Origin of the sequence: Thiococcus pfennigii (assembly GCF_016583835.1) — a bacterium.
Lineage (GTDB): Bacteria > Pseudomonadota > Gammaproteobacteria > Chromatiales > Chromatiaceae > Thiococcus > Thiococcus pfennigii.
This window is the reverse complement of the sequence record NZ_NRRW01000007.1, coordinates 82,968-104,202: the sequence shown is the minus strand read 5'-3', so window position 1 is coordinate 104,202 and position 21,235 is coordinate 82,968. Positions and strand designations below refer to the sequence as shown.

Genomic DNA, 21,235 nt, shown 5'->3' with positions numbered 1-21,235 from the left:
TGATCAGCGAGCGATCCGAATCGAGCGTCACTTCTTGAGCCTCCGCGATAGCCATCTCAGAATGTTGCGGAGGTTATATCATGTATATTATATAAGAATATCATAATGCTATGATGCGTTTGCCCTGTGCACTACCCCAACGCCCATTTCGACGGCCAAGGCAGATCCCGGAAGGTAACGCACCAGGCCTACGCGGCTATCGGTGCACTCGCGACACCCGAGCGGCACCTACGGCATCGAGGCGGAGCGCGGCATCCCACGAGCGCGGAGCCATTCGTCCACGAGAGAGGGACTCCCCATGCAGCGCTTTCTTGTTTCCGCAACCGTTCTGGCGTGCACTGCGTCTTGGGTCGCCATCGCTGCGGTCCCAGCGGCCGCAGCGAGCCACGCGCTCCTCATCGGCATTCAGCAGTACTCGGCCCCGGGTATCCCCTCGCTGGAGGGCCCGGCAAACGACATCGCGCTCGTGCGTGAGTTGCTCGAGACCCGGTTCCAGGTCCCGGGGGAGAACATTGCCACTCTGGCGGATTCCCAGGCGACGCACACGGGTATTGAGAAAGCATTCGCCAGCCTCGCCGCGCGAGTAATGCCGGAGGACTTCGTCTACATCCATTACTCGGGGCACGGCTCGGAGGCGCAGGACGAGAATGGCGATGAAGAACATGGCGGCCTGGATCAGACCTGGGTGAGCCACGGTGCGCGGGCCAAAAGGCTGGAAGGGATCGATGACCACGACGTCCTGGACGATGAAATCAATGAATGGCTGATCCCGCTCTATGACAAGACCGACCGCATTGTCTTCGTGTCGGACTCCTGTCACTCGCAATCGGTGAGCCGCGGCGAACTGCGCGGCGTGCGTGCCGTCCTCATGGACCCGAGAGAGCATCCCCTCGCGTCCAGACGCTTCAAGACGGCAGCGGCTCCCGGGGCGCGCATCGGGTCAGCGCGCGATATCGAGACGGCCATCGAAACCTTCAAAGGGGGGAAAATCTACGGCCTGTTCACCTGGTATTGGGTCGAGGCCCTGAACCAGGCGCGGCCGGGCGAGACCTGGGATGAGGTATTCAAGCGCACCTACACGCTCGTCACCACCCAGCGCGGCGTCCATCAGCGCCCCCAGATGGAGGGACGCGCCAACTGGCCGGTGTTCGGTGGTGACTTCGTGGCGGTGCAGCCGACCGTCGCCGTGACGAAGGTCCACGAGGCGACGCGGACCCTCACCATCGCGGCCGGTGCCGTCAACGGTGCGACCGTGAAGTCGATATACCGACTGCTCCAAACCGCCGATGCGACGCCCATCGAACCGCCCGCGACGATCGAGTTGACCGAGGTGCGGGCGTTCTCCAGCCTCGGTTCCATAAAGCAGGGGCGCTTCAAGGTAGGTGATGTCGTCGTGGAGGCGGAACACGCCTACCCTTTTCAACCCATCAAGGTCGCCGTGGAAGGCGATTACGCCACGGGCGCTGATCGCGACTTGGTGCGGCGAATTGAGAACGCGGTGAAGGCGTTGAAGGGTTTCGAGTTGGTGGGAGGGCGCTCCGACGCCGATTGGGTCGCCTACGTTTTGCGGCCGGTGCCCGACGCCAAGGGCGGCTTCGTCAAAGCGTCGACTGCGCACACGCTGCCCAGTTCCTCGCCAGCCAATGAGCCCCAGGTCTGGGTAATCAGTCCGAAGGACAGGGAAAGGCTGTTGCACGAGAAGATGCGCATCCCGCTCGAGGAGCCAGATCAGGGCATCAAGACGCTCACCGACAACCTGAGCACCTTCGCCCGCGTCCAGGAGCTAAAGCAGCTCTCCGCGAAGGGAGCTCCCCCGCTGGTCACCGTGGCCGCCTTCCGGCTCGTGCGCGCACCGGGCTGTGGCAAGGACTGCGTGCAACTCCCCGACGAGCAGGGCGAACAGCAGCGCTACCGAAAGGAGCCAGGCAGACAGCTCACCGACCTTTCTTCGGAATCGTTCAAATCTGGCGATATCCTGGGTTTCGCGGTCAAAAACGAGGATACAGACCCGCGCTACGTCTATCTGCTCAACATTGGCCCCAACGCAGAGGTGAATGTGATCTTTCCAGCGCCCTATCGGGCCCGTGAGCATGCACGGGCCGAGCCCGGTGAGTCCCGCGACCTCAGCCAAGAGACGGCCCTTCTGCTCGACACTCAAGGGACGGAGATGGTGAAGCTCGTCGCCACCAGCGAGCCGATAGATGCGAGGCTATTCGAGCTCGCTGGCTATCGCGAGGTACCAGCGCACCGGGACGGCACCCTCAATCCGCTAGAACGTCTGCTGAACACGGCCATGCACGCCCGTGGGCAGGTGGTGCTTTCTGCGGCCAGGAGTTGGGGTACCGCCCAGGCCGAGTTCCCCGTTGCCGATTAGTCCACTCGGCGAAACGATCATCCAAGCAACGATCGGATGCGGGCGCGGCAGCGGGGACGGCGCATCAGCAACGAATTACCTCAACCCAAGAACGGTAGTTGCCCGCGTCATCTTGGATTCAGATTCTTGAAACCGCGAAGAGGCTTTACGTGAGTCCTGCCCACCCGCTCGGTGAAGACCGCTACGGCGCGCGATCCACATCGCGCGCGGCGCCCGGCGGTATTACAGATCGCGGCAATCGCTTAGCGATCGCGCCTCCTCGTGCCTTGCCGGACACGCCACGCGGCGCACCCCGGACACTGTCCAGCGGCCGCCTTTCGGCTCCAATGTTAGAGCCCCTGCGCAAGCTGCCGTCTATCGTGGCGCGCATCGCGTCGACTTTGGTCGTTCTAATCGACCTCGTCTCGGTTGGATTGCTCGTAACCGCTGACAACGAGACGCGCGTGTGCACTGGAGAGTCCCAGCTGCGGTATCCGCTATCTCGCGCTCAAATAGACGGGTCGGGTTCTGTTTGCGCTTGGCGGTGCGCATGCATTTAGCCGGGTGCCTTGCGAGTCCGAAATGCCGATCAATGCATAGGGGGTGGTCATGAGGGTAGCTATCTCGATAACCCGTGCATCTCGCAGTCTTCAAGCGACACCATCCAGTTGGTTCAACGGCAACGGCCGCGACCGAAACGGGTTAAGGGCCGCCAGGCTTTGGTTGGTGCCGGTACTCGTCTTGTGGGCAGGTTTACCGGCGACCGCCGGCGACGACCCACATGCCTTGCAGGAGCGGGCCATCGCGCGCATCGACGCCTACATCGACCATTTTCGGCGGACCTTTGACCAAACCGCGTTGAAACAGGAGCGCAAGCTCGCGCAGGGCGAGCTCATCGAGAGCATCCGCCTGTTTCGGGCGGCCGGAAAGCCGGGCCCCGCGGCCTACTCGATGGTCAAGCAAGGGGATCTCAATCGATATAGCAATCGCTGGGACGCCGCCATCGAGCTCTACGAGGAGGCTTTGCGAACCGCCCAGGAGGCCGGCGACCCTGTCCCCGAATGCATGGCCCTCCTCGGACAGGCGCGTTCCTTGATGCTCGGGAAGCGTGACTCTGACCGTGCAGCGGGTCCCATCGAGCAGGCCATCCAGATCGGCACAGGCATCGATGACGAGACTTGTCTCTTCGACGCGCTCTCCCTCAGGGCGCAAACCGAACTCACGCAGGGCAACCTGATTGCGGCGGCGGACTCCCTCAACCGCGCCTTCTCCGTTGTCGACAGAATCCAGAACGACAAGCTCCTGTTCTATGGCCATCTCGATCGTGCCGACCTGTATCAGAAGCTAGCCGAGCGGTGCGATTTCGAGCGGGCTTTCCAACCCTGTTTGGAGGCCGCAGGGCTCGCAAGAAGGGACTACGAGGAGGCGCTCGCGTTGGCGCAAGGGTTCGGCTGGAGCGGGCTTGCCAGGGAGGTGCAGGGTTTTCTCCGTCGCTTGGGAACGCGCGAAGGACTGATCCGTAGTCAAAGGCGCCTTCACCAACTGGTGACGGGCAGCGCGGTCTTCGCACCAAAGCAGGCCAGTGACGTACTGGTAAACGAGCGGTTCACGGCCGGTGAGAATCCACAGCTTTCCGGCCTGTTGGCCTGGACCGAGGCCGAGGGCGGCATTCCGCCGGCGAGTGATGCCCGGGGTGCGTTCGTGCGGGGTCTGTTGCGGGAGATGGAAGGCGAAAGCGATGAGGCGTTGAAGTGGTACCTGCGCTCGGTAGAGCTGCTGGAGAGCGACCGCAGCTTGTTACAGACCGAGCAGGCGCGTGGCAGCTTTTTGGAGGACAAGGTCGAGTTCTATTACAACACGATGCTCCACCTGCTGGATCGCGGTCGGCTCGCGGAAGCCTTCGCGCTCATGGAGCAAGCGAGCTCCAGGGTGGTGGCGGATCTGCTTGCGACCAAGGACGTCGCGTTTGCAGAGGCGGGGCAACGCGAGCTCTACGCATCGGCCTTGACGCTTCGAACGCGGATTGCCGAGCAACAACAGCGCCTATTCAACCTCCGTAACGCCACCGGGCGCATGGCCTCTGTCGGTTCCGCCGGTCGCGCCAATGCGGGCGAGGCGCAACGAGGGAAGGTGCTGGCACCATCCGGCCCGAGTGCAGCGGAGCTGGAAGGGGAACTCGCACGCTTGGAAGAGTCCTATCAGAAGGTCATGTCGAGCATCCGCGAACAAGCCCCGCAGCTCGCGCGCCTGATCAGCTCGGAGCCCGTCTCTCTGGAGGCGGTGCAGCGAATGCTGGCAGCCGACGGCAGCGAGCTACTGGCCTACATGACGCTGGAGAGTCAGTTGGTACTCTGGCACATCGGCCCACAAAGCGTACATGTTCGCTCTGTCTTTCTGCCCAGTTCGGAGCTACAGCACAAGGTTGCATCGCTGCGCGAAGGTCTGATCGACCCCAAACGCCCATTCGATCAGCACCTCGCCCGCGAGCTCTACCTCTACCTCGTCGAGCCCGTGCTGAAATGGATCGAAACAGATCACCTGGTGATCGTTCCTCACCAGGACCTCAACTACCTGCCTTTTCAAGTGTTACTCAGCAGCACGGCGCCAGAGCGTTACCTCGGGGAGCGCTATGAGATCACGTATGCGCCGAGCGCGACGGTGCTGACATCGCTGCCCCCGCCGCGCCCCGTCACGGCAGGGCAGATGCTGGCGGTTGCCGATCCCTCGTTGGCGCACGCGCCCGCCGAGGTCCGTGCCATCGCCGATCGCTACCCGGGCCGAGTCGAGGCCGACGTCTTACCGACGGAAGCGGAGGTCAAGACCTGGCTCCCGGGGCGGGACCTGGTGCATTTTGCCGTGCACGGGCGGTTCGTTGCCGATCAACCCTTGCTGTCTTACCTATCGCTGCGCAGCGGCGGTGGCGACGATGGACAACTCACTGCCGCCGAGATGTACGGTCTGCCGCTCGATGCGGCGAAGCTGGTGGTTCTGAGCGCATGCGAAACCGGTACCGCCAAGGCGACCCATGCCAACGAGGTCTTGGGGATGACCCGCGGGCTCTTGTTCGCGGGTGCCGACGCGCTCGTGCTGTCGGCTTGGCCGATCAACGACGAGGCGACCGCGGCCTGGATGAAGGGGTTCTATGATGGAGCCGGGTTCAAGCCACCCGGAGCGGCGGCACGTGCTGCTATCGAGAATCTGCAGCGGGATGCCCGGTACCGGCATCCGTATTACTGGGGGCCGTTCCTGGTAGTCGGCCGCTAGCGGTTGCCGCCTCGGCTCCGGGAGACAAGCCCGCCGTGAGGACTTCAGCGCGAGCGGTCGTCAGGCTGCGCGGTCTCCTCGCGCCTCATGCGGCTGGAACCTGGCAATGTGCGGTAGATTCCATTAGAACAGCGGTGTTTCAGCCGTCGATGGCGGCGGGCGCCACCGGATACGACAGGACTGTGCTACGCTTGAATAGCACAACCGGATAGCCAATCTCGATTAGCGTGGCGATCCATTCAATCGCGGCCTAGCAACCGAGCCGAGGTGATTTCAAATGCCTGGATTCATGATTACCGTTACCAGCAACAATAAGTGGTGGTATCTACTCGGCGCTGTCCTGTTTTTGTTGGGTGGTATCGCCTTGGCCATCGCCGGCTTTACAACGCTCGGAACGTCCTGGGGTATCGCCGGCATCGTCGTCGGCGTCGTATCGGTGGTGTTTCTCATCGACGCCATTATGAATATAGTATAGCCGCGGCAACGCTTGAAACGGCGTGCCAGTAGTAGGGGTCAAAGGCGTAGAAAGGCTTAGGGGCCTGGCATCGTGGCAGCCCTTCCCCCTCCCGCTGGCTAAGGCGATATCAGCGGCCCCCTGAGCTGCGGGGCTTCAGGGGACCTTGAAAAACTGCGATCCGGGCAATTTTTCGAGACGCGAAGCGAAAATGCGATTTCCGCTTCGCTTCATTTTCAGTCGCTTAGGCGACTGAAAATGGGGAGGCGCCCCGGTGTCTCCGCCTTCTCCGTCGTCTCAGTCTGGCGCGCGCTCCAAGAAGGCGAGGATCGCGGCATCATCGGCAGCGATGTCGGCAAGCACGTCGCTGACCGGTTGTGGCATCAGCCGCGCAAAGAGCGCCATATTCATCGTTGCCACATAGGTGCGCCTATCGGACTTCTCGTAGACCGAGATCGAACACGGCGCCATCACCGAGACGGCCTTCGAGGCATCGCTGGCGAACATCCGCGTCGCGAACTCTGGCGAGCAGAGTTTGATGACACTGATCCGTCCCGGGTCGGGTTGTCCGCGGGACACGAGCGCTTGCTGGAAGTCGAAGACCTTCGGTACCTCCCAGCCGCGCTCCGCCGCCGCCTCGAAGATGGCGTCAACGGTCGCGTCGAAGCCGTAGGGGCTCGGTCGCTCGCGGATCATCACCGAGCCCAGACCGCAGCCGGCAATCAGCAGTGCCGGCAGCATGATTGCGACTAGCCACTGCAACCGCGTTGACATCACGGCGTCCTCCCACTGCATCTCTCTTAGTGAGAATATTAGCAGATTATAATTTTCTTGCAGACGGCAGCCCGGGTTCGAACGGCTCCGGCAAAGGGCGGCACGATGCAGGTGGGCTGAAGATCGGTGAGGGTACTGACCGACGAGCACAGCGAACGCTTGGCCGGCCGTGCCGGCCCTCCGGGTCGGCCAGGCGATCCGCGCCCCTGTCTCCGCCCGCGCAGGGGTCATCGAACGCACCAGTCAGAGCGCATGCCCCAGGTGTCGAGTTGCGCCGCGCGCAGCCAAGGAGCACGCCCTTCCCGACCGAGTCCCGTGGCTGGCCCCCTGCCGGCGCTCCGGCTTGGAGGCGTGCGTTGACGCGCTCCGTGAGAGGATCCACCTACAATGAATGAATACCCAGGCCGCCAAACACGTGGATCAGCGCGTCCTGCACGAGATCTTCAAGGGCGTCGCCGCGGAGACGGGCGAGGCCTTCTTCGACGCGCTGGTACGCCACCTGGCTGGTGCCTTGGATGTCCAGGCGGCCTGGGTCACCGAGTGGCTGCCGGACGAATCGCTTCTGCGCGCACTCTCCTTCTGGTCACTCGGTCGCCACGTGCCCGGCTACGAGTACCGCATCCAGGGCACCCCCTGCGAGGCCGTGATCTTCGAGCAGCGACTGGTAGTGGTTCCCAACCATGTGATCGACCTGTATCCGGCGGATCCGGATCTCGCGCCAATGGGAGCGGTCAGCTACATGGGTCTGCCGCTGCGCGATGCGGATGGCCAGGTGCTCGGCAACCTGGCAGTCCTCGACGGCCGACCGCTGGAGATCGACGCGACCCGCCAAGCCGTGTTCAGCATCTTCGGGGCACGGGCCGCCGCGGAACTCGGACGCCTGCGGCGCGACCGCGCACTGCGCGAGAGCGAACAGCAACTTTCCCGGCTGATCGACAGCGCGATGGACAGCATCATCGAACTGGACGCGACCTTGCGCGTGATACGCCTGAACCGCGCTGCCGCGGGGTGTTTCGGTTGCAGCTCGGAGGCACAGACGCCACAGCCGATCGAGCGCCTGTTTGCCACGGAGTCCTGCGCGCGGCTTCGCCAGCTCACGCAGTGCCTGCGAAGCGGTGAGGTCGGGGGCGATTCCCTGTGGATCACCGAGGGTCTGCAGGGTCTGAAGGTGGACGGCAAGCGTTTTTCGGCCGAGGCCACGCTGTCGCGCTTCGAATCCGGGGGAAAGGACTTCTTCACGCTGATCCTGCGCAACGTCGAGGAGCGTCTCGCCGCGGAGGCTCGCCTGCAGGCCCTGACCGACGAGACATCGGCGCTGCGTGCCGAACTGGACGCGCTGCGTGGTTTCGACGAGATCATCGGCAACAGCCCGGGCCTGCGCCGGTTGCTCCAGGACATCGAACGGGTCGCGCCCAGCGAGGTGACGGTGCTCATCACTGGGGAGACAGGCACCGGCAAGGAATTGATCGCACGCGCCATTCACCGGCGCAGTCGCCGCCGGGACTGCACCCTGATCAAGGTGAATTGCGCGGCCATCCCCGCGGGCCTCCAGGAAAGCGAGTTCTTCGGCCACGAAAAGGGCGCATTCACCGGCGCGACGCGACGCCGCGAAGGGCGATTTCAGCTGGCCGACGGCGGCACGCTATTCCTCGACGAACTGGGCGAGATGCCGCTCGACCTGCAAGCGAAGCTGCTGCGCGTGCTGCAGGAAGGCGAGTTCGAGCCAGTCGGCAGTGGTCGCACGGTGCGCATCGACGTGCGGGTGATCGCAGCGACCAACCGGGACCTGATTCAGATGGTCAAGGACGGTCGTTTCCGCGAGGACCTGCTGTATCGCCTGAACGTGTTCCCCATACACGCCCCGCCGCTACGCGAACGCGGCGACGATGTGGTGGTGCTCGCCGAGGCGATCGCCGCTCGGGTGGCACGACAGGACGGCACCACGCATGCGCCGCTGAGCGCGGCCGGCCGTGAGAGGCTGATGGCCTATGCCTGGCCGGGAAACGTTCGCGAGCTCGAGAACCTGATCGAGCGCGCGTGGATCCACGGGACCGACACGGCCGGCGGACGCGTCCTGAATCTCGCGCGGGCACTCCCGGACGCCACCCCGGAGACCCCGCCCCCGTCGTCTCCCGGCGAGCCAGTTCGTGTACTCACCGTCGCCGAGCTGCACGCACTCGAACGCGCCAACCTGCTGCGCGCGCTCGCGGCCTCGAACTGGAAGCTATCCGGTCACGGCGGCGCGGCGGAACTGCTCGGACTCCACCCCAACACCCTCGCTTCACGGATGAAATCGCTCGGCATCACACGTCTGGCGTCTGTGACCGCTACAAATGGCTAAATGCCGATCCCGATGCTTCGGGAACTCGGACACGACATCTCGTGATTCCCGAGATCTCGGGACCCAACGACCGCCAAAAAATCTCGCATCTATATGATTATATAGATTCTTCGGCTATGGCATGTCCATTGCTTTGGATGAAGCGAGGCATCTGAAAATGCCATTCCGCAATCGCACTCGACAGGAGGACGACATGGACATGCAAACCAATACCACCCTCAATGGCCTGAATAGGCAGCAGATGGTCGATACCATCGACCAAATCCGCAGCAACCCGAAACTCGCTCACTTCGAGTTCCGCGCACGCAACCGCTGGGTCAGCGGCGGCGAGAACCGTTCCACGATCCGCGACTTCTACGGTGCCGGCGCCGAGGATACCTCGCGCACCGAGGACTTCGTCTACACGAACGGCGAGCCACCCGTCCTGCTGGGCGGCAACGAGGGCGCGAATCCGGTCGAATACCTGCTCCACGCGCTGGCCGGCTGCGTGACCACGACCTTGGTGCTGCATGCGGCAGCCCGGGGCATCGAGATCCGCGAGCTCTCGACCGAACTGTCCGGCGACATCGACCTACAGGGCCTCCTCGGCCTGGATGAGGACGCTAATCCCGGTTACCGACAGATCCGGATTCGCATGCACGTGAAGGCGGACTGCAGCGCCCAAGAACTGGACGACCTGCTCGCCTATGCGCAGGCGCGATCGCCGGTATGCAACACCGTCTGCCGCCCCATCCCGGTGGAGATCACCCGCGTCTGAGGCGCAAGCCTAGCCATCCGATGCCAACGCCGCCCCGCCGCGGGCGGCCGCGGCCGAACTGCGGAGCACCGCACGTGGGTCTCGTATTGTAGCCAACCGAGAACCTGACCAGACTTGGGAGCGTGGCGTGACCTGCGCATCGAATTCGGTGGCGCTTCGTACCACCTCACCTCCCGTGGTGACCGGCGGGAAGCGGTCTATGAGGACGACGAGGACCGGCACCTTCTGCGAGACGAGGCCGACGGGTCGGCTTGTCATGGTCGCGGAACCAGGGTCTGTGCTCACCTTATCGCATCGCGCGGGTCGCTGTGAGTGCCCGCCCTCGTCCGGCAGAGGAGATATGTCACAATGCGAGACTTGGCCCCAGATCCCCAACAACGACCGTCGGTGCGTGGCTGCCCCGCCAGAATGCGTCCTGCCACCGGCATGCGCCTCGTGCTCCCCGCCATCGCGCTTCTAGCGGTGGCCGATACGGAAGTGGTTGCGCTACGGGCCGACCCGACCTCGTGGCGAGCCTTCTGACCGCACCTCGGACCGAAGCGCTTGCCGCTCTCCCGGCAGCGGTCCGGAGTCGCTACCCCTGCCTTTTTCCAATTCGTCGCAGCGCGGCCGATGGCCCGGGAGTCTGCACTTGAGCTCCAGCCTCGATCGTCGCTTCGGGCCCATTCATCTCGCACCCGGCTACACGCCAATGAACGCCGCAACTTACCTGTTCGCGGCCTTCATCACGATCGGCATGCTGGCCTTCGTCAGCTTCATACAGCCCTACCTGCTGAACGCGAACCTGCAGATCCCCGAGAACGCACAAGGTCGCGTGCTGGGCCTGCTCGGCTTCAGCAACGAGATCGTCTCGCTGCTGCTCGTTGCGCCCTTCGGCGCGCTCGCCGACAAGATCGGCCGTAGGCCCGTCTACGCGCTCGGATTCGTCTGGCTCGCCGCGGGTTTCTTTCTCTACCCGCTGGCCCGCACGGTCCCGCAGCTACTCGCCTGCGCGTTGTTCTTTTCGGTCGGCGTCGCCGCAGTCGGCACCATGCTCGCGACCGTGCTGGCCGACACGCCGAAGGACAAGTCGCGCGGTCTGCTGGTCGGCATCACGGGGTTCTGCCAGGGGCTCGGCGCGACGCTGGCCGTGCTGGTGCTCGGCCGCGTGCCGCAGCGGCTCGCGTCCGGCGGCATGGACGCGGTCATGGCCGGGCGCATCACGCTTGGCATCGCCGCCGGGCTTTGCCTGCTCACGGCACTCGTCTGCTGGTTGGGCCTGCGCCGTGGTACGCCGAGTCACCTCGGCAAGCACGAGCCGTTGCTGGTGCTGCTGCGCACGGGCGTCGCGGCGGCCAGGGCGAACCCCAAGATTTGGTTCGCCTGCCTGCTGCAGTTCGTCTCGTTCGCCGACCGCATCGTGCTCGGCACGTTCTTTTCCGCACGGCTGCAGCAGACCGCGATCGCGCAGGGCCTGTCGATTGCCGAGGCCGCGTCACTGGCGACCAAGCCCTATGTGACCGCGAGCGTCTCGGGGCTGCTGTTCGCGATCCTGTTCGGCCTGCTGCTGGACAGGACAAACCGCATCATAGCCGGCGTCCTAGCGATGGCGATCGCCGGCATCGGCTATTTCGCGGGCGGACTGGTCGGCGACCCGACGAGTCCAGCCATCATCCCTGTCGCGATCCTGCTGGGCTTGGGCCAGATCTCGGCGATCATCGCGAGCCAGACCGTGCTCGGGCAGGAGGCGCCGATCGAGGTGCGAGGCGCGGTATTCGGCCTGGCCGGCATCTGCGCCTCACTCGGCATCCTGTTCACGACCGCGTTCGGCGGCTGGTTCTACGATTCGGTCGGCAAGGGCGCTCCGTTCTTCCTGATCGCGGCCGTGAACCTGGGCATCATGGTATTCGGGGTCTGGCTGCTGTTGCGGCGGCGCTGAGCGAGTCGCGTGCCGTCCCGGTCAGCGCAAGGAAGGAAGGGTTCTCGCTTCGTAGCAGAGCGACAACCTGACTAGAAACGGGAACATGGCGCGACCTCTACGCATCGAATGCGCTGGCGCTTCGTACCACCTCACCTCCCGTGGTGACCGGCGGGAGGCGGTCAATGAGGACGATGAGGACCGGCACCTTGTGCGAGACGAGGCCGCCGGGTCGGTTCGTCATCGGGTTGTCTCCAGGACGTCAGCCGAGGGCGAGTCCGGCGTAGGGAATGCCGGCCAGGTGCGCCATGTCGCGGTCGAAGGTGGTCAGGTCCTCCGGGCTCAGCTTGTTGAGGTGGTCGTGCCCGCACGCACGGGCCATGACCTGCATCAGCTCGGTCGCGGCGAGGAAGAAGCGGCAAAGCTGTTCGGCGGACTCCTGAATCTTGAGCCTAGCGCGCAGGCTATCCTTCTGCGTCGCGATGCCCACGGGGCAGTTGTTGGTGTGGCAGGCGCGCATGGCAAGGCAGCCGATGGCCTGCATGGGCGCGTTGGCGAGCGCAACGGCATCGGCCCCGAGTGCCATGGCCTTGACGTAGTCCGCCGGCAGCCGCAGGCCGCCGGTGATGATCAGTGTCACCCGATCGGCCTCGCAGCGGTCCAGGTGGCGGCGCGCACGGGCAAGCGCGGGGATGGTGGGCACCGAGATGTTGTCGCGGAACAACAGGGGCGCGGCACCGGTGCCGCCGCCGCGGCCGTCGAGGATGATGTAGTCGACGCCGATCTCGAGTGCCGCGTCGATGTCCCACTCGATGTGCTGGGCGCTGAGCTTGACGCCGACCGGGATGCCGCCGGTCGCCTCGCGCACGGCGTCGGCGAACTCCCGGAATTCGGCAAGCCCGCGCCAGTCCGGAAAACGCGCTGGCGAGATGGCCGGCTCGCCCTCGGCGAGACCGCGCACCTCGGCGATCTTGCCTGTCACCTTGACCCCCGGTAGGTGGCCGCCGGTGCCGGTCTTGGCCCCCTGGCCGCCCTTGAAATGAAATGCCTGGGCCTTGACCACCTTGTCCATCGAAAAGCCGAAGCGCGCCGAGGCCAACTCGTAGAAGTAGCGGCTGTTCTCCGCCTGTTCTTCGGGGAGCATCCCCCCTTCGCCGGAGCCGATGCCGGTGCCGGCCAGCTCGGCACCGCGGGCGAGCGCGACCTTGGCCTCTTCGGACAGGGCGCCGAAGCTCATGTCCGAGACCATGAGGGGGATCGCCAGGCGAAGCGGCTTCTTGGCGGCTGGGCCGATGATGACGTCCGTACCGACGGGCTCGTCGTCGGGCAGTGGCAGGCGGTGCAGCTGTGCCGTCAGGATCTGGATGTCCGCCCAACGCGGCAGCTGGTCGTAGGGCACGCCCATGGCGTCGATTGGCCCGTGGTGGCCGAGCTTGCTCAAGCCTTCCTTGGCCAGCCGGCGGATGAAGGCGTTATGGGGCTCTTCGGCGGCACCGTGATGGTCGTCGTAGAGGCCGAGGTAGGCCGTGCGGTCGTAGGCTCGGGGGTTGTCCCGCTCCCAAGCGGCGATCTCGTCGGCGTCGACCCACACGGCGTCGTCCTCGACCCAGGCGGTGAACCTGGCGAGCCGCTCCTCGGGGTTGTAGGCGCTGACGCCGGTGCGGTAGCGGTAGTCCCAGTTATGCAGGCCGCAGACCAGATCCTCGCCGCGCACCTGGCCGTCCGCGAGCAGTGCGTCCCGATGCAGGCACCGGCCGTAGAGCACCGACACGCCGGGCTCGCCGTCAACGACAGGCTCTGGCCAGCGGATGACTACGAGGTCGACGTTCGCGACCAGCGCATAGGCGGGTGTGGCGGGCTTCAGATCCGCCCAGTGGGCGACGGCGATCTTTCTCATCGAAGGGTCTCCCAGCCTACTTGGTTTCGTAGCCGCCACCAACGGCACTCGGGGTCACCGACCACGGGCCGACCATTGTGCCGTCCACAGAGGAGATCCGGGCAGCAAGAGCGAAATCGGGGTCTGCCCCCCAGAAGAGCGCGATCCACCCAGCCCCGAAACCAAGCGGGGTGCGCAAGCATAATGTAGGCGATCGGCAGGGTCGCGAGCGAGATCACCGAGAAACGCAACGCATGACGACCTCACCCCTCGGCAGGGCCACGACCGCGGGCGGCGCCTCCGGCCGAAAAGGCCGCATGATCAGGGGCCAAAGGCGCCAGTCGTGCGATTGCAGGGGACCTTGAAAAAATTGCCATCCGGGCAATTTTTCAAGACGCGAAGCGAAGATGCGATCTCCGCTTCGCTTTATTTTCGGTCGCTTAGGCGACTGCAAATCGTGGGGCATCCTTGCCCCGCGGGGCGCCTCGAATTTGTCAAGGCGCCCTGTAGCGGCTGGCCGATCATTCGAGGAGAAGGGCGATGGCGCGAACGACACCCCAGAACACAGACACTGTCGCCGAGGCCCAGACGGCGACGGCGCACGGCGATTGGGAGGGCTTCTTCTTCGCCACCCTCGATCGCGACGATCTCAGCGAGATCGCCGTCAACGGGATCAAAGGGCTCGTCAATCAGGGGGCACCGGTGCCCGCGTCTCGGTCGACGTCGGTGCGGCGCCGGAGTTGGTGCTGCGGGAGATCGAGTCTGGGCCAGTCGGGTTAGGCGCTGCGGGGTTGCCGCACTATGCTCGATAAAGAGTTCCTCAGTGCCGTCGCCATCACGCTGACATTCGTGGGGTTCTATCCGTATCTACTCGGCATCGTCCAAGGAAGAGTGAAGCCCCACGTGTTTTCCTGGGTCATTTGGGGAAGTACGACCGGTGTGGTCTTCCTCGCTCAGGTCCAGGCCGGTGGAGGCGCAGGAGCCTGGCCGATCGGAGTTTCCAGCGCAATCACGCTCCTGATAGTCCTACTTGCCTATGTCAAGCGGGCGGATCTCACGATCACGGGATCGGATTGGTTTTTCCTGATCGCCGCAATCTCGTCTCTTCCACTCTGGTATGCGACCTCCGATCCCATGTGGGCCGTGGTTGTGCTCACCGTTGTAGACCTCTTCGGCTTTGGGCCAACAGTCAGGAAGGTCTATGCAGCCCCCCATTCTGAATCGTTGCCGTTCTTCGGCGTCTTTGCGGCGCGCAACAGCGTGGTGGTCATGGCCCTGGAGACCTACTCCGTTGCCACGGTCCTGTTCCCTGCCGCCATGGCCGCGACATGTATTCTTCTTGTGCTATTAATTTTCTATCGAAGGAGGGTTTTGTCGGCAACATCCCGTTGAAAGGTTGGAAAAAACGTGGACAGACCCTGAGGTATCCCCAAAAATCCGCCCCCCAGTCCCTCACTCGGCGAGCAGCGCATCATGGTCACTCACGGCCCATTCATCCAGTGGCCCGATGGCATCGACTGAGTGCGATCAGCCTCAGCGGGGATACCTCATGGACTGTCCCCATTCTCGCGTACTTTTCGCGTGCGGCCTTGCCGGGCCGCACAGTCCCTACTTCTTGGCCACCATCCTCAGTGCCAGGGTGGCTCGCATTTGGTACCTTCGACCAGATCCGGACGCGTTGGCACGGTGCCCGAGACAACTTCGCCAAACCATTTCACGGCATTCGTAGGCAGTCCCCAATCACAGACAGCCGTTATCACCGCATTCGCCGCTCGATGGCATCCTCGCGCACTAAAGGAATCATTACAGAAGAACACGATGATCCTGCCCTGAGCGATGAATTCCTCTAACACTGGCTCGGTCACTCGCCTATCCGTCTTGTACATCTTCTCACCCTGCGGACCGGAAAACGTGTATTCGAGATTCACCGAGCCTTTCAGCCGGCAGGCATCGAAGAAGGCGGGCGGACGCACATCAATGAAGACATTGGCATTGTCAGCGAGGGCCTCATCGAGCTGCTCGATATGCAGGCGCGCAACACCCTGCACCGGAGATGTCTCAGGAACCGGGAAACCCTGTATACCGACTTGTTGAGCCCTTCGAAACCAGGATTGATGGTGCAGTCGGCGTGTGCACCACTGAAAGTCAGAAACAGCGACACGAGCGAAAATGCCGCTGGACACGCAAGTCTCGACATCGCAAGCCCCTCCCATCTTTGACTGCTCGAGCTGGGTGGTAGCTAGTGACTCGCACCCAAGCTTAAGGTTAGCCCGGACTCGAGCCTAGAATGGCCACCAAGAGAATTTGGGCTGCTTAGCCGGCAGGGTCTCGCCTCGTGGCATATCCTGCTGGATAAAGGCGGACATCCACAAAACCCGCGGTGCGATGAGGCGAGAAACCGGAGCCTCGCCCGCGGCGCCCCCTTCGTCGATGTCGACGGCAAGCCGGGCGCTTCGCGCTGCGATGAACCAACGTGGCGAAGCGGCGACAGCCAGGACGTCGAGCGTCTGCCGGGTTACTGTAAAGCATCCCCTGGCGTTTTCCCGGGTGCCGCCCCCGCGCCGCCGGGGAACCCGTCGGCAATGAGGGAGTGAGGGCATCCGTCGATGGCGATCGCTCCTCGGCGTGCCGCACGGGCGGCGGAACGGAGTCGAGCGCCTGATCACCGACGGGCGGCGCCAACTTGGCACGCGTGCCAAACCGACACCGCGCACCGCGCCGTCGGTCCACGAGACAAAGTCACCCCGTTTCCAGGCACATCGCAATCCATCTTATCGCACCGCCGATGAGCTTCGATTGGGACCCTGACAAAGCAATACGTCACATTGCAAAGCGCGGTTTTCCTTTTGAAGAGGCGACCACGTTCATCAACGATCCGTTATACGTCGACCCTTCTAGCATGAACATGCTGAGGGGCGGAAAATCGATATATCCGAGTAGTCTGATCGAGCCAGAAACGGATATTGCTTATCGCCTGTACGAGGCGAAACGACCAGACCAGGATCATCGGTGCCCAGCCAGCCACCGAACATGAACGCCAAGCCCATGAACAAGACCGAAAGGCACCTTGAATTTTTCAAGGTGCCATTAAATCGCGGCCGGGCGGCGCGGCGCCGACCGCGGCGCCCGGACAACTATTGGAACGGCACCCAGTTGAACGGCATCATCCAGTGCATGTCGCGGGTCATGCTGCCGGTATCGGCGGACATCTTCTGCACCGCCGGGGTCATCGTGGACAATACGCCAACGGATCGGGACATCGCGTCCACGTTCGCCGCCATCTGCTCGACCGAGGCGGTCATGCGCCGCACGTCCGGACCCATCGTGTCCATCGTCTGCATGACTTGGGACATGGTCGCCATGTCGGTCCGCATCGCGCCGATGTCCTCGGACATCGCCCCCATGTCGGTGTGCATCGAGGCCATGTAGCGTTTCATCAGCGCCATGTCGTGCGACATCGACTCCATGTCTTCGTTCATGACCTCGACGAGGCGCCAGACGTTGCCGCCGGCCGCGACGAGACCGATGCCGGCCACGATGAGGATGAGGTAGATGCGCAGTCGATCGCGTCGGCTGTCTTCGGCGAACGCCTCGGTCAGAGAACGGACCTCCTTGGCGATGTCTCGGAGCGCATCGTTGCGGTCGTCGCCGGGGCTGTCCTGCTTGCTTTCGGCCATCATGGGTCTCCTGCTCGGGATTCACGGACGCTCGTCGCCGTTCATGGGGCAGCGGCCGGCCTCGCTCCCAGGCGCCGCTCGCCTACCGGCCAGCGCCTGAAAATCACGATTTTAATATCTTCTTAAACTTCCGCGCATGCACGGCGTGACCGGCCGTCACGCCTCGGCACAGGGGCAGGCGAGGCGCTGTCGTCCTCGTCCCCTTCGGCAGGCTGAAGGGCGGCAGGGCGCCTACGAGCAGAGGGTCGCTAGCGGCGCGATCTCGTCGTGAATCCCGAGGCCGTTCGGGGCTCGGGCGGCGTCACGCGAACCAGACGAGGTAGCCGCTGTAGAGGGTGACGAGGAACGCGAAGCCGTAGCAGAGCGCATACGTCAGCCGGTGGGCACCGACCTTCAGGTCGCTCAGGCCGTGGTAGAGGCGATGGGCCGCGTGCCACAGTGGCAACGCGATCAGCGCCCAGAGGATCAGTGCTCCGAGCGGATGGTCGAGGAAGGCGCGGACCCGCTCGAACCGCAGCCCCTCGCCGAGGAGGCCAAGGGGCGCGAGCAGCAGTGGCGGGGTGAGGAAGGCGGCCAGTAGGCCACCGGCGGCGAACAGGGACCAGGTCAGGGGTTCATTGGATCGGCGGGCGCTTTTCATCTTTTCTGATCCGGTCTTGTCCGTTGGCGAGATGAAGCGGCGACGTGCATCGGGTGCCGTAGCGGCCTTCACCGAGCGGGTGAGCAGGCCCCACGTAGAGCCTCCGCGCGATTTCAACCACTTGAATCCATGATGTAGCGGTCAACTGCCGTTTTTAGGTTCAGTGCACCCCGGCCGCGAGCAGCAGGATCACGAGGCTGCACAGCGCGAAGAGGCCATAGTGCGCGGCCTTGACCCAACGGGCCGGGATCGGGCGGTTGCCGATCCGCGACGGCATCAGCTTGGGCGTCAGCGCGAACCAGGTGACCGTATGGTACAGGGCCATCGCCAGCGCGAGGGTGTGGAAGGCGAGCGCCAGTGGATGCGACAGCCCGGCCAGGTAGGCCAGCCAGGCGCCCTCCCCCTGCCTGAGCGCAGACAGCCCCCACAGCAGCACGAGGCCGTAACCGCCGACGAACAGGGCCGTCGCCTCGCGCAGCATATAGCGGCGGAACACCGGGTTGCGGAGCCACCAGGTCCTCGGCATTGGCCGGATGTAGGGCCGGCGCGCGCTCATCGTTCACCCTCCTGGGTCGCGTCTTGTCCCAACGTCGCGGGACTCAGCCCGACCAGGTGGCGAACATAGTCGATGACGCTCACGATCTTGCCCTGATTGATCGCCGCCGCCGGGTCGACGCCCTTCGGGCAGACCTGCGAACAGTAGCCGACGAAGGTGCAGCCCCAGACCCCGTCCTCGGCGTTCATGGTCGGCAGCCGCTCGGCGCGGCCCTGATCGCGGCTGTCGCGGTTGTAGCGGTGCAGTAGGGCCAGCGCGGCCGGGCCGAAGAAGCGGTTGTTCAACCCGTACTCGGGGCAGGCGGCGTAGCAGAGGCCGCAGCTGATGCACTGTGCAAACGGCAGGAAACGGGCCAACTGCGCCGGGGTCTGGCGCCGGGGCTCGCTCGGTCGTTCGTCTTGCGCGGCGCGGATCAGATAGGGCTTGACCGCGGCGAGCTTGTCGAGGAAGTCGCGCAGATCGACGATCAGGTCGCGCTCGATCGGGAAATGGGCGAGCGGTCCGAGCCGGATCCTGTCCGGGTAGTAGTCGCGCAGGAAGGTCTTGCAGCCGAGCCGCGGCACGCCGTCGACCATCAGGCCGCAACTGCCGCAGATCGCCATACGACAGCTCCAGCGGTACGCGAGGCCGCTGTCGTGGCGATCCCTGATCTGGTGCAGCGCGTCGAGCACCGACATCTCCGGGCGGTAGTCCAGCTCGAACGCCTGCCACCAGGGGTGCGGATCCTGCTCGGGCCGATAGCGCTGGACCTCGATGACGATGGTCCCGTTCATCGCTCGCCGGATCCTCGTCCGTCGCCGCCGTAGGACCGCTGGGCTGGCGGGCTCGTCGTGATCGTGACCGGCGCATGCCCGATCTCCGGCGGGCCATCGTCGCGGAAGCGGGACAGCGTGTGCTTGAGGAAGCGCTCGTCGTCGCGGCTCCGGTAGGCATCGAGCCGATGGTGCGCACCGCGCGACTCGCGGCGCGCCAGCGCCGAGTGGACCATGGCCTCGGCGACATCGAGCAGGAAGCCGAGCTCGAGCGCCTGGAGCCATTCGGTGTTGAAGACGTTCGATCGATCGGTCACGCGGGCCGCCCGGTAACGACGCTTTAGGCTCGCGATCTGGTCCGCGGTCTGCTGCATGCCCTCTTCGGTGCGGAAGATCCCGAGGCCGGCCTCCATGGCCTCGCCGAGCGCGTCGCGCAGCGCCGGGACGGATTCCTGGCCATCCGGGTTGATGAGCGAGCGTGCCCGCGCTGCGATCGCGTCGGCCTCGCGCCGCAGCGCCGGGCTCGCGTCGAGGCTTGTCGTCGCGGCGATCTGGGCGGCCTCCTCACCGGCCACCCGGCCGAAGACCAGGAGTTCGGTCAGGGAGTTGGAGCCGAGCCGGTTGGCGCCATGCAACCCGGTGCTCGCGCATTCGCCGACCGCGAAGAGCCCCGGCAGCCGGGTCGCAGCGCGGCAGTCCGTCTCGATACCGCCCATCGTGTAGTGCACCGCCGGGCGCACCGGGATCGGCTCGTGAACCGGATCGACGTTCGCGTAGGCCCGGGCCAGTTCGCGGACGAACGGCAGCCGCTCGTCGATCCGCGCCTCGCCCAGGTGGCGTAGATCCAGCTGCACGACATCGCCCCAGACCGGGTGCCTCAGGGTCCGGCCCTTCTGCTGCTCGAACCAGAAGGCCTGCGACAGGCGGTCGCGCGGCCCCAGCTCCATCGTGCGATTGCGCGGTTGGCCGATCGGCGTCTCGGGGCCGAGGCCGTAATCCTGGAGGTAACGGTAACCGTCGCGATTGAGCAGGATGCCGCCCTCGCCGCGGCAGCCCTCGGTGACCAACACACCGGTGCCAGGCAGCCCGGTCGGGTGATACTGGACGAATTCCATGTCGCGCAGCGGGACGCGGTGGCGATAGGCCAAGGCCAGGCCGTCGCCGGTGACGATGCCGCCGTTGGTATTGAATCGGTAGACCCGACCGGCGCCACCGGTGGCCAGGATCACGGCCTTGGCCTGGATCAAGCGGATCGCGCCGGCCGCGAGGTCGAGCGCGACGACGCCCTGCACCCGGCCGTCGGCGACCAGCAGATCGAGACAGAAGTGTTCGTCGAAGCGCCGGATGCCGGGGTGGCGCAGCGCGGTCTGGAATAGGGTCGTGAGCAGGTGGAAGCCGGTCTTGTCGGCGGCGTACCAGGTCCGCTCGGTCCCCATCCCGCCGAAGGCCCGCACCGCGACGCGGCCATCGGCCTGGCGCGACCAGGGACAGCCCCAGTGTTCCAGTTGGGTCAGTTCGGCGGCCGCGCGCCGCACGAAGAACTCGACGACATCCTGCTCGCACAGCCAGTCGCCGCCGGAGACCGTGTCGTTGAAATGGTCCTCGAGCCGGTCATGGGCCTGCACGACTCCGGCCGCGCCGCCTTCGGCGGCCACCGTGTGGCTGCGCATCGGCACGACCTTGGAGATCAACGCGATCCCGAGATCCGGGCGCGCCTCGGCCGCCGCGAGCGCGGCTCGCAGGCCGGCGCCACCGGCGCCGACGATCGCGATATCGGTCTTGATGCTGTCCACGAACGAGAGAGACCCCGAAGGGGGCCGATCGGTTCCCGACGCGCTATCGAGAGCGCCGCCCTCCTGGCCGGCCATCGGGTGGGCGTCGCAGGGGCACTGGT

Annotated in this window: 16 protein-coding genes; 8 read left to right on the top strand and 8 right to left on the bottom strand. The window is 64.9% G+C overall.

Annotated elements, in window-relative coordinates:
• The first annotated feature begins 298 nt into the window (after positions 1-298).
• From CKO41_RS04105 to CKO41_RS04095, 3 genes are all read left to right on the top strand, one after another.
• Positions 299-2,374, top strand: coding sequence for a caspase family protein (locus CKO41_RS04105; protein WP_200381347.1), 2,076 nt, complete (start codon positions 299-301; stop codon positions 2,372-2,374).
• Positions 2,375-3,079: 705 nt separating this feature from the next.
• Positions 3,080-5,617, top strand: coding sequence for a CHAT domain-containing protein (locus CKO41_RS04100; protein ID WP_200381346.1), 2,538 nt, complete (start codon positions 3,080-3,082; stop codon positions 5,615-5,617).
• A gap of 277 nt (positions 5,618-5,894) precedes the next feature.
• On the top strand, positions 5,895-6,092 hold the full coding sequence (locus CKO41_RS04095; protein ID WP_200254036.1) for a hypothetical protein: 198 nt from the start codon (positions 5,895-5,897) through the stop codon (positions 6,090-6,092).
• Positions 6,093-6,368: 276 nt separating this feature from the next.
• Here CKO41_RS04095 and CKO41_RS04090 read toward each other — a convergent pair whose 3' ends face one another.
• Positions 6,369-6,812: a DUF302 domain-containing protein gene (locus CKO41_RS04090; protein WP_242463935.1), complete on the bottom strand. Its 444-nt coding sequence runs from the start codon at positions 6,810-6,812 to the stop codon at positions 6,369-6,371.
• 424 nt (positions 6,813-7,236) lie between these two features.
• On the opposite strand from CKO41_RS04090, the gene CKO41_RS04085 reads away from it, so the two are divergent.
• From CKO41_RS04085 to CKO41_RS04075, 3 genes are all read left to right on the top strand, one after another.
• Positions 7,237-9,186, top strand: a complete 1,950-nt coding sequence (locus CKO41_RS04085; RefSeq protein ID WP_200381345.1) for a sigma-54-dependent Fis family transcriptional regulator — start codon at positions 7,237-7,239, stop codon at positions 9,184-9,186.
• Between the two features lie 199 nt (positions 9,187-9,385).
• Positions 9,386-9,943: an OsmC family protein gene (locus tag CKO41_RS04080; protein WP_200381352.1), complete on the top strand. Its 558-nt coding sequence runs from the start codon at positions 9,386-9,388 to the stop codon at positions 9,941-9,943.
• A 631-nt stretch (positions 9,944-10,574) separates the two neighbouring features.
• A complete protein-coding gene (locus CKO41_RS04075; protein ID WP_200381344.1) occupies positions 10,575-11,861 on the top strand; it encodes an MFS transporter in 1,287 nt (428 codons plus the stop codon).
• Between the two features lie 241 nt (positions 11,862-12,102).
• Here the strand turns inward: CKO41_RS04075 and CKO41_RS04070 are convergent, their stop codons facing one another.
• The gene (locus CKO41_RS04070; protein WP_200381343.1) at positions 12,103-13,737 is read right to left on the bottom strand and encodes a glutamate synthase-related protein; all 1,635 of its coding nucleotides are present in this window, start codon (positions 13,735-13,737) and stop codon (positions 12,103-12,105) included.
• A gap of 519 nt (positions 13,738-14,256) precedes the next feature.
• Here CKO41_RS04070 and CKO41_RS04065 point away from each other — a divergent pair.
• Positions 14,257-14,496 carry a hypothetical protein gene (locus tag CKO41_RS04065; protein WP_200253686.1) on the top strand — a complete coding sequence of 80 codons (240 nt, stop codon included), beginning with the start codon at positions 14,257-14,259 and terminating at the stop codon, positions 14,494-14,496.
• A 21-nt stretch (positions 14,497-14,517) separates the two neighbouring features.
• Entirely contained in the window at positions 14,518-15,108 is a 591-nt protein-coding gene (locus CKO41_RS04060; protein ID WP_200253688.1) for a hypothetical protein, read from the top strand.
• 236 nt (positions 15,109-15,344) lie between these two features.
• On the opposite strand, the gene CKO41_RS04055 is transcribed toward CKO41_RS04060, so the two are convergent.
• The 6 genes from CKO41_RS04055 to frdA form a co-directional block, all read right to left on the bottom strand.
• Complete coding sequence (locus CKO41_RS04055) at positions 15,345-15,899, bottom strand: rhodanese-like domain-containing protein (protein WP_200253690.1); 555 nt, start codon at positions 15,897-15,899, stop codon at positions 15,345-15,347.
• Positions 15,900-16,850: 951 nt separating this feature from the next.
• Positions 16,851-17,396: a hypothetical protein gene (locus CKO41_RS04050; RefSeq protein ID WP_200381342.1), complete on the bottom strand. Its 546-nt coding sequence runs from the start codon at positions 17,394-17,396 to the stop codon at positions 16,851-16,853.
• Positions 17,397-17,694: 298 nt separating this feature from the next.
• Positions 17,695-18,033 (bottom strand): fumarate reductase subunit FrdD, encoded by a 339-nt coding sequence (frdD, locus tag CKO41_RS04045; protein ID WP_200381341.1) that lies wholly within the window; start codon positions 18,031-18,033, stop codon positions 17,695-17,697.
• Positions 18,034-18,193: 160 nt separating this feature from the next.
• A complete protein-coding gene (locus CKO41_RS04040; RefSeq protein WP_200253695.1) occupies positions 18,194-18,589 on the bottom strand; it encodes a fumarate reductase subunit C in 396 nt (131 codons plus the stop codon).
• Complete coding sequence (locus tag CKO41_RS04035; protein WP_200253697.1) at positions 18,586-19,362, bottom strand: succinate dehydrogenase/fumarate reductase iron-sulfur subunit; 777 nt, start codon at positions 19,360-19,362, stop codon at positions 18,586-18,588. The genes CKO41_RS04040 and CKO41_RS04035 overlap by 4 nt, the downstream gene beginning before the upstream one ends.
• A complete protein-coding gene (gene frdA / locus CKO41_RS04030; RefSeq protein WP_200381340.1) occupies positions 19,359-21,134 on the bottom strand; it encodes a fumarate reductase (quinol) flavoprotein subunit in 1,776 nt (591 codons plus the stop codon). Before frdA ends, CKO41_RS04035 begins: the two co-directional genes overlap by 4 nt.
• Positions 21,135-21,235: the final 101 nt, after the last annotated feature.

What these genes read in the sequence shown, in the direction of transcription:
- CKO41_RS04105 (WP_200381347.1), top strand. Translation starts at nt 299, where the DNA reads ATGCAGCGCTTTCTTGTTTCCGCAACCGTTCTGGCGTGCACTGCGTCT.
- CKO41_RS04095 (WP_200254036.1), top strand. Translation starts at nt 5,895, where the DNA reads ATGCCTGGATTCATGATTACCGTTACCAGCAACAATAAGTGGTGGTAT.
- CKO41_RS04090 (WP_242463935.1), bottom strand. Translation starts at nt 6,812, where the DNA reads ATGCTGCCGGCACTGCTGATTGCCGGCTGCGGTCTGGGCTCGGTGATG.
- CKO41_RS04085 (WP_200381345.1), top strand. Translation starts at nt 7,237, where the DNA reads ATGAATACCCAGGCCGCCAAACACGTGGATCAGCGCGTCCTGCACGAG.
- CKO41_RS04080 (WP_200381352.1), top strand. Translation starts at nt 9,386, where the DNA reads ATGCAAACCAATACCACCCTCAATGGCCTGAATAGGCAGCAGATGGTC.
- CKO41_RS04070 (WP_200381343.1), bottom strand. Translation starts at nt 13,737, where the DNA reads ATGAGAAAGATCGCCGTCGCCCACTGGGCGGATCTGAAGCCCGCCACA.
- CKO41_RS04065 (WP_200253686.1), top strand. Translation starts at nt 14,257, where the DNA reads ATGGCGCGAACGACACCCCAGAACACAGACACTGTCGCCGAGGCCCAG.
- CKO41_RS04060 (WP_200253688.1), top strand. Translation starts at nt 14,518, where the DNA reads ATGCTCGATAAAGAGTTCCTCAGTGCCGTCGCCATCACGCTGACATTC.
- CKO41_RS04050 (WP_200381342.1), bottom strand. Translation starts at nt 17,396, where the DNA reads ATGATGGCCGAAAGCAAGCAGGACAGCCCCGGCGACGACCGCAACGAT.
- frdD (WP_200381341.1), bottom strand. Translation starts at nt 18,033, where the DNA reads ATGAAAAGCGCCCGCCGATCCAATGAACCCCTGACCTGGTCCCTGTTC.
- CKO41_RS04040 (WP_200253695.1), bottom strand. Translation starts at nt 18,589, where the DNA reads ATGAGCGCGCGCCGGCCCTACATCCGGCCAATGCCGAGGACCTGGTGG.
- CKO41_RS04035 (WP_200253697.1), bottom strand. Translation starts at nt 19,362, where the DNA reads ATGAACGGGACCATCGTCATCGAGGTCCAGCGCTATCGGCCCGAGCAG.